6 protein-coding genes are annotated in these 7,760 nt (G+C 62.5%); all 6 read right to left on the bottom strand.

All coding sequences use genetic code 11. The features are described from left to right. Window positions 1-13 precede the first annotated feature (13 nt). Window positions 14-1,492, bottom strand: coding sequence for a fatty acyl-AMP ligase (locus JN403_RS25520; protein ID WP_240356581.1), 1,479 nt, complete (start codon window positions 1,490-1,492; stop codon window positions 14-16). 127 nt (window positions 1,493-1,619) lie between these two features. After that, a complete protein-coding gene (locus tag JN403_RS14820) occupies window positions 1,620-2,966 on the bottom strand; it encodes a lysine N(6)-hydroxylase/L-ornithine N(5)-oxygenase family protein (protein ID WP_205482972.1) in 1,347 nt (448 codons plus the stop codon). Between the two features lie 163 nt (window positions 2,967-3,129). Continuing rightward, complete coding sequence (locus tag JN403_RS14815) at window positions 3,130-4,824, bottom strand: multidrug ABC transporter permease/ATP-binding protein (RefSeq protein WP_205482970.1); 1,695 nt, start codon at window positions 4,822-4,824, stop codon at window positions 3,130-3,132. A 45-nt stretch (window positions 4,825-4,869) separates the two neighbouring features. After that, window positions 4,870-5,439, bottom strand: a complete 570-nt coding sequence (locus JN403_RS14810; RefSeq protein ID WP_205482968.1) for a sigma-70 family RNA polymerase sigma factor — start codon at window positions 5,437-5,439, stop codon at window positions 4,870-4,872. A gap of 129 nt (window positions 5,440-5,568) precedes the next feature. Continuing rightward, window positions 5,569-6,147: a GDP-mannose pyrophosphatase NudK gene (nudK, locus tag JN403_RS14805; protein ID WP_205482967.1), complete on the bottom strand. Its 579-nt coding sequence runs from the start codon at window positions 6,145-6,147 to the stop codon at window positions 5,569-5,571. 656 nt (window positions 6,148-6,803) lie between these two features. Next, window positions 6,804-7,730, bottom strand: coding sequence for a Gfo/Idh/MocA family oxidoreductase (locus tag JN403_RS14800; protein WP_205482966.1), 927 nt, complete (start codon window positions 7,728-7,730; stop codon window positions 6,804-6,806). Window positions 7,731-7,760 lie beyond the last annotated feature (30 nt).

Here is a 7,760-nt window from a genome sequence, read left to right as displayed (position 1 = left end):
CCCTGCTCGTCGGTCACCGGGAAGGCGGCGATACGCCCGCGACGCAGCAGCTCGACACTTTTTCCAGCGCCTGCTCGATGTCCTGGGGGTACAGGTTCTGGCCGTTGAGGATGATCAGATCCTTCAAGCGGCCGGTGATGAACAGCTCGTTGTCGCGGGCAATGCCCAGATCGCCGCTGCGCAACCAGCGCTGGCCGTCTTCCTCGACGAAGGTCTGGGCGGTGGCTTCTGCGTTCTGCCAGTAGCCCTGGGCGACACTCGGCCCGGCAATCCAGATCTCGCCCACGTTGCCCGACGCGAGGGGCTGCAGCGTGGCCGGATCGACAATCTTCAGGTCGTGATCGGGCCGACACCAGCCGCACCCCGGCAAACGACTTTTGGCGTTCTGATTGGCGAACACCGCCTCAGACGCGTCCCCGGCGGCGAGTTGGCTGCCGTCAAAATGCTTGATGCCGAACGGCCTGTCGCGCTCGGCGGCGCTCACGTACAGGGTCGCTTCGGCCAGGCCATAACTCGGCGTCAGGGCGCGGCGGTCGAAGCCGGCCGGCGCAAAATGCTCGCTGAAGGCATCCAGGGTGGCGATGCGGATCGGCTCGGAGCCGGAAAACGCCAGGCTCCAAGGGTCCAGCTTCAGGCTTTTCACGGCGCTGGGTTTGATGCGCTCGACGCACAGGCGATAGGCGAAATCCGGGCCGCCGGAGAAGGTCCCGCCGTACTGACTCATCGCTTCCAGCCAGCGCGCCGGGCGGCCGAGGAAGTAGTTCGGCGACATCAGCGTCAGCGTGCCGCCGTAGTACAGCGGCAACAGCAGGCCGCACATCAGGCCCATGTCGTGGTACAGCGGCAGCCAGCTGACCCAGCTTTCCAGCCCTGAATCGGAGACAAAGTGCCGGGCCATGGCGACTTCGTTGGCCATGAGGTTGTCGTGGGAGACCATCACGCCTTTCGGTGCGCTGGTGGACCCCGAGGTGTATTGCAGGAAGGCCAGCGAGGCGGTGTCGATCAGCGGCGCCTGAAACCTTGCGTGGCCTTCGCCGATTTCTTCCACTGCAGCGAAACGCCCGCCCGCGGGCATGAAGGGTTGCAACAGGTGCTGAAATTTATCCAGGTCTTCCCGACGCCCGAGGACCATCTGCGGCGCGGCGTCGTGGAGGATGCCGGTCAACCGGTCGAGGTGGGTCTGGCGGTTGTACTCGGGGGCGAAGGCCGGCACCGCGATAACCTTGGCGTACAAACAGCCGAGGAACGCCGCCGCGTAATCGGCGCCGGTCGGCAGGATCAGCACGCAACGCTCGCCGCCCTGCACGCCCAGGTGTTGCTGCAGGTGCGCGGCAATCGAGCGCGCCTGGGCATCCATCTGGGCGTAGGTGGTCAGCAGCGGCGGCTGGTCCTCGTGGACGATGTGTCGAAGGGCAATCCGGTCCGGCTGGGTCTGCGCATAAAAGCCCACCAGTTCGGGAAAATGCGCGGCCTGATCTCGTATGGATTTCATTCTTTCACCTGTTTGTATCGGCAAGGCTCAACCCGCAGGCAGCGCAAAGGCGGCCCACAACGTTGTGAGAAAAGAGTGGGTGGCCGCTGACGACCACCGCTGTGACGGGCTTTTTGACGGCCCGGGCTTAGCGCGCCAGCTTGAGTGCCACGCGTGGCTCGGTCTGCGCCTGCGGCGACCCATGCCCAGCGCGCGCCGAGCACGGTTGCGCCTGGTCACCGAAGATCGACTCGACGACCTCCTGGGAGCGGATCGCCAGCACCGACAACAGCGTGTCGCTCAAACCGTGGCTGTCTTCGCAGCAACCCTGGAGAAAAATGCCGGCCTCGCTGCCGGGGCTCAGGGGCAAGCGATAGTGACGGTCGACATTGGCGCCCTGGATGTATTCCTGAATGCCCGAGAGGAGTTCCAGGTGGTAGTCGCGGCGGTAACCGGTGGCGAGCACGACAACGTCGAAGGACTCGCTGTGCATCTGGTCATGGGGCGCGTCGCGCAGGAACAGCTCGATGCCGTCGGCGGCCACTTCGGCGTGCACCACTTCGCGGTTGGTGAGCATGCGGTGGCGCTCTTCACCGCGCACCCTCTGTTGGTACATGCGCTGGAAAATCGTCTCGATCAGGTCGGTGTCGACCACCGAATAGTTGGTGTTGCGAAACTCGTCGAACAGCGCGACGCGACGCTCCTGGCTGTGATTGAAGATCGTGTCGGTGAACGACGGGTTGAAGATCTGATTGACGAAGGGGCTGTCATCGGAGGGCTTCAGCGCGCTGCCTCGAATCACCAGGGTGGCCTCGACATTGTCGAAGCGCGAGGCCAGGTCTTCGAAGATTTCCGCCGCGCTCTGACCGCCGCCGACCACCGCCACGCGCACCGGGCCGGGGCGATTGGCGAGGAGCTTTTCGATGCCGCCGCGATAGCCCGCAGAGTGCAGCACGCGCGCATCTTCAAGGCCGTCGAAGGCCGCCGGCGCCTGGGGAATGCCGCCGATGCCGAACACCAGATTGCGCGCGCGACGGCGGGAGATTTCACCGTTCGCGTCCCGGGACAGCACGTCCATGGCGACAAAGCGGCCGTCTTCGAAATGCGGTTCCACCGACATCACTTCGGCGCCGTAATGGGCCTGTTCATTGAAGTGGGACGCCGCCCAGGTCAGGTAATCGGTGTACTCCTCGCGGGTCGGGAAAAAGGTCTTCAGGTTGATGAAGTCCTGCAGGCGGCCGCGCTCGTTGAGGTAGTTGACGAAGGTGAAACGGCTGGCCGGATTACGCAGGGTCACCAGGTCCTTGAGGAAGGAAATCTGCATGGTGGAACCGTCGATCAGCATGCCTTCGTGCCAGTTGAACGCCGGCTTTTTCTCGAGGAAACACACGTGGGGCGCCAGACCGCTGCGCTGGGCATGCTCCTGGGTGGCGATGGCCAAAGCCAGGTTCGACGGGCCGAAACCGATGCCGATGAAGTCGTAGACGAGTTCCATGCTTCCCTCTCGTAAGGCGCGATGCGCGATCGACTCCGGCAGGCCGAGCGACAGGGTCGCTGGCGCCGGATGGCCGTTCACGCGCATCAAAAATGTTTAAGACTGATTCTCATTAACATGACGACTGAGGCTGACGGCTGTTTAGTCCCGGTCGCCGAAAAACTTACAAAGCCTTTACAGTTTTGAGCTGATACGCGGCGCCGATCTCTTCCACCGCGTCGCGGCTGGCGTTTTCGCGACGATCACCTTGCAGCTCGCTGAGCTGCCCGGACTCCATCTTCACCAGGCGGTCGGCGAGGTCGAAGTACTGGTCGTCGTGGCTGATGGCGAACACTGTGACGCCGGCCTTTTTGAACATCGGCAACAGCTCGCGGTAGAAGAAGCGGCGGAACAACGGGTCCTGGTCGGCGGCCCATTCGTCCAGCAGCAGGATGTCGCGCTTCTCCAGCAACGCCAGCATCAGTGCCAGGCGCTTGCGCTGCCCCTGGGAAAAACGCGTGTCGAGCAAGTGCCCGTCGGCGAGCTGCACCTTGTGCTTCATGTGCAGTTTTTCCAGCCAGTGCTCGACGTCAGCGACATCGGCGTTGTGCCCATCGGGCCCGAGCAGTTGGGCAAACAAGTGGAAGTCGGTGAACACGCTGGCGAACAGCTGACGGTAGGCCAGCCAGTCGTCAGAACCGATGACCTGGCCATCGATCAGAATCGCCCCTGCCGACGGTCGATACAGGCCGCTGAGCAAGCGCGCCAGGCTGGATTTACCGCTGCCGTTGCCGCCCATGAGGAACACGGTTTCGCCCCGGCGCAAGGTCAGGTTGACCGGGCCGACGTCGAAACCGGGCTCGTCACCCTGGGGCGCATAGTGGTATTCGACGTCACGGAGTTCGAGGGTCTGCCAGTGACCAGCGATATGGCTCGGGGCGACGTCGAAGCTTTCGTAATGGTCGGCCAGGGCCAGCGACTCGACTTTATCAAGCGCAACGCGCCCGGAGATCTGCGCCGGGATCGCCGCCACCGCCAGCACCAGCGGCGTGCGCATGAACAGGACGGTCAGCGCGTAGGTGGCCGCCACTTCCGTCGGCGCCCAGCCCAGGCCGTTGGCCAGGTAAAACGCCAGGCCAATGGTGCCGAGGACCATGATGTTGGCCCAGTTGCTCGCCAGGCCGTGATAACGGTCGGCCAGGGTGAAATGCTCGCGGTAGCGCTGGGCGGCGACGTCGAAGGTTTCTTCGTACAGGCGGCGCGCGCGTTCGCGGTTGAGGGTCAGCTCTTTACGCCCGTCGATCACCCCTTGATAGCTCTGATAGAGCTTGTCTTCGGACTCACGCAGCGCGCGGATGTGGGCGTTGAGCTTACCCACCAGCAGCCAGCCGACCCCCAACGTGAACGCCATCCAGCACAGCGTGGTGATGAACAGCGACGGCGACAGCCAGGCCAGGTAACTGAACGACGCGACGCTGAGCACCGAGCCGTAGATCAGGTCCGGCAACTGCACGAAGGCCATGGTCACGGCGCGAATGTCGCTGGACAGGCTGGCGAAGATCTTCGCCCCGCCGATGGATTCGATGCGCTCGATGTTGGTGTCCAGCAGGCGCTTGACCATCACCCGGCGCAGGCCATAAACGAACCGGTGACCCAGCGCGGTCAGCGACAGCGACGCCCCGGACGCCAGCGCCAGCAGCACGGCGAGCATCAGGCCGAATTGCCACAGCGCCGTGCCGAGGCCTTCGTGACTGCTGATCATGCGCTGGTTGACGAAGGCAATCACGCCGACGCTCAACAGCCCGCTGCTGACGCTCAGCAGCAGCACCAATGCAAGCGGCCAGCGGTATTGCTGGAAGACCAGACGAACTAATTTCATGAATGACTCCGGGCAGTGAAAACGGGGGACATGACGCGGCGATGCCTAGAGCTCGCCGAGCCGCGCGCGGCAGTGAGAGAGGGTGTCGCGCAGGAGGAAATTGACCATGGTCGGCGAGGTGCCGATGACCTTGGCCACGTCGCGCTGGGTGTAGCCCTGGATCTGGCTGAGGTCGAAGACGATGCGCATGCGCTTGGGCAATTCGTTGAGCGCACCGACCAGTTGATCGAGGGACTCGCGGCCGGCCAATACACGCTCGGGGGACACCTCGAAACGTATCTGCTCTTCCTGCTCGGCTTCAGCGCCGTGGTTGCGTTCGAGACGCTGGCGGCGAAGACGGTCGATGGACAGATTACGCACGACGCGAAACATGTAGCGCGCAGGCTCCGCCGATGCGAGGTCGCTTTCGAGCATCTTCACGAAAGCGTCCTGCACCACGTCTTCGGCGCGAGCGCGACAGCCGAGGAATTTTGCCGCCAGCCGCAACAGCGCTTCGCGGTGGGTGTTGTAGGTGCCCATCAGCGCGTCGAGGCGCGGGTCTCTCGCGCCACGGGTGGCGCCAACACACGGTGAGCCGACCCGGTTGGGGTGGCCCATTGCAGGGCGAAAATCCATCTTGTTCGACATCCCTGGTTACAAAGGAACGCGAAGGATAACGCAAACGATTCTCATTGCAACGTAAGAAAATTTACCGATTGGTGAAACTTTATCGCCGTACCCCGAGTCGTTTCAGCCCTGCAGCCTTCATTTCATCAGGCGCAGCTCCAGGTATTGCAGGAGCATGATGGTCTTGCCGTCGTTGATTTCGCCGCTCTCTACCATGGCGATGGCCCGCTCGAAATCCAGCTCCAGGACCTCGATGTCCTCGCCCTCCTCTTCCAGCCCGCCGCCGTCGCTGACCCGATCGTCCGGCTGGTATTCGCCGATGAAAAAGTGAATGCGCTCGGTCACCGAACCCGGACTCATAAAGGCATCGAAGATCTTCTTCACCGAACGCACGACATAGCCGGTTTCTTCCTCGGCTTCCAGGCGAATGCGTTCTTCCGGGCTGGCGTTGTCCAGCAAGCCCGCGGCGGCCTCGATCAAGTAGCCTTCATGGCCGTTGACGAAGGCCGGCATGCGGAACTGCCGGGTCAGCACCACGGTGCGGCGTTCGAGGTTGTACAACAGAATCGTCGCGCCATTACCCCGGTCGTACACCTCGCGGGTTTGCGACTGCCAACTGCCGTCACGGCGTTGCAGCTCAAAGCTGTACTTCTTGAGCACGTACCAGTTGTCAGAGAGGAGTTGTTCGTCGGTGATGCGGATGGGGGTGGAAGGCATGGTGGTCCTTATGGGTAGGGGGTTAGCTGGATTGGGCTTGGACTGGGGCAGCTACCGAGGATTAGGCAATGACCCAAACCTTGTAGGAGTGAGCTTGCTCGCGAAGAGGCCGGTACATCCGCGACATCTCCGGCGGCTGGAATGCCATCTTCGTGAGCAAGCTCACTCCCACAAGGGCAGCGTTTGCCTTGCGAAAGCAGCGCGTCAGAAAGATGGGCTCTGCTCAATCATGACCACACCAGAGATGTATCAGTTGCCGCAAATCCTGTGGGAGCGAGCTTGCTCGCGAAGAGGCCGAGGCATCCGTTACATCTCTGGCGCCTGAAATGCCGTCTTCGCGAGCAAGCTCACTCTCACATTACCTGCATGCGCCACTTCATCTGCGTTCCTGGCAAAACCTCGAACTATTGTTTCCATCGATTGCCAACATAGTCACGAACGCCGTTCTGTTTGCCCGTGCAAATCCGGATGATGGCGACACTGATTAACCAGACAAGGATTTGCCCGCAATGTCCATCAACATGACCATTCTGTTGACCCTCATCGTTTCGTTTTCCATCGCCCTGGCCGGCGTGGTGCATATCTAACGCTTTCGCGCGGACCTGCAGTCAGCGCGAAGCCCGATCCGGTAGGCCAGACCGGGCAACAGTCGCTGATCATTCGTAGAAAGCCGCCACCGTCTCCTTGCTGCCGACAAAAAAGCTGTCGGCGACGATTCGCAGCGGCTGCAGGTCCAGATCGCTTTTGCCCGCGTCGATGAGGCGCGCGAAGTGCCCGTACATGGTCGGGTACTCACCCTCCTCCGACACGCTCTGCGCCACGCCGTCGATGCTGACCTGCGCGCCGCCGGCGTCCAGGCGCATCACGCCTTCGTCGCAATGCAACTCAATGCTCCACTGCTCGTTGACGCTGTGATCGAAATCCAGTTCGGCAACCACCTGGACGTTCTCATCGGAGCGCATCTGCAACGACGCCGCAATTGGCGACTGGCAGTTGCTCGGCACGCTGAGGTTCGCCGATTCGACGAACACCGCGCGGGGCAGCAATTCGGTGACGATCGACAACGCATTGATCCCCGGATCGAACACGCCCAGCCCGCCCGCCTGCCAGATCCACGCCTGGCCCGGGTGCCATTTGCGCACCTGTTCTTTCCAGTCGATCCGCACCTGCTTGAGGGTCTTGCCTTCAAGCCACTGCACCGCGTTGCGCACGCCCGGGGCGAAGCGTGAATGCCAGGCGAACAACCCGCTGACACCCGCCGCATTGACCTCATCGATCAAGGCAAGGGCTTCGCCCAGGGTCGAGCACGGCGGTTTTTCCACCAGCACGTGTTTGCCGGCCTTCAGCGCCTGTTCAACCAGCGCAAAACGCCCTTGGGGCGGGGTGCAAAAGGCGATGGCGTCCACCGCCGGTCCTTGCGCCAGCAGCTCAGCCAGGGAGCTGAAATTGGGCACGCCCGGACAGTGCTGACCCAGCGTCGCCACAGCCACCAGCTCAAAGCGGTCACTGCCGTGGATGGCCGGCACGTGCTGGTCCTGGGCAATCTTGCCGTAACCCACCAGCCCTAAACGAATCGGATGCATCGATGACTCCTGTGATGTTGTCGTTGTTAT

Origin of the sequence: Pseudomonas sp. 15A4 (assembly GCF_016925575.1) — a bacterium.
In the GTDB taxonomy this organism is placed as follows: Bacteria; Pseudomonadota; Gammaproteobacteria; order Pseudomonadales; family Pseudomonadaceae; genus Aquipseudomonas.
This window is presented reverse-complemented; position numbering and strand designations above follow the sequence as displayed.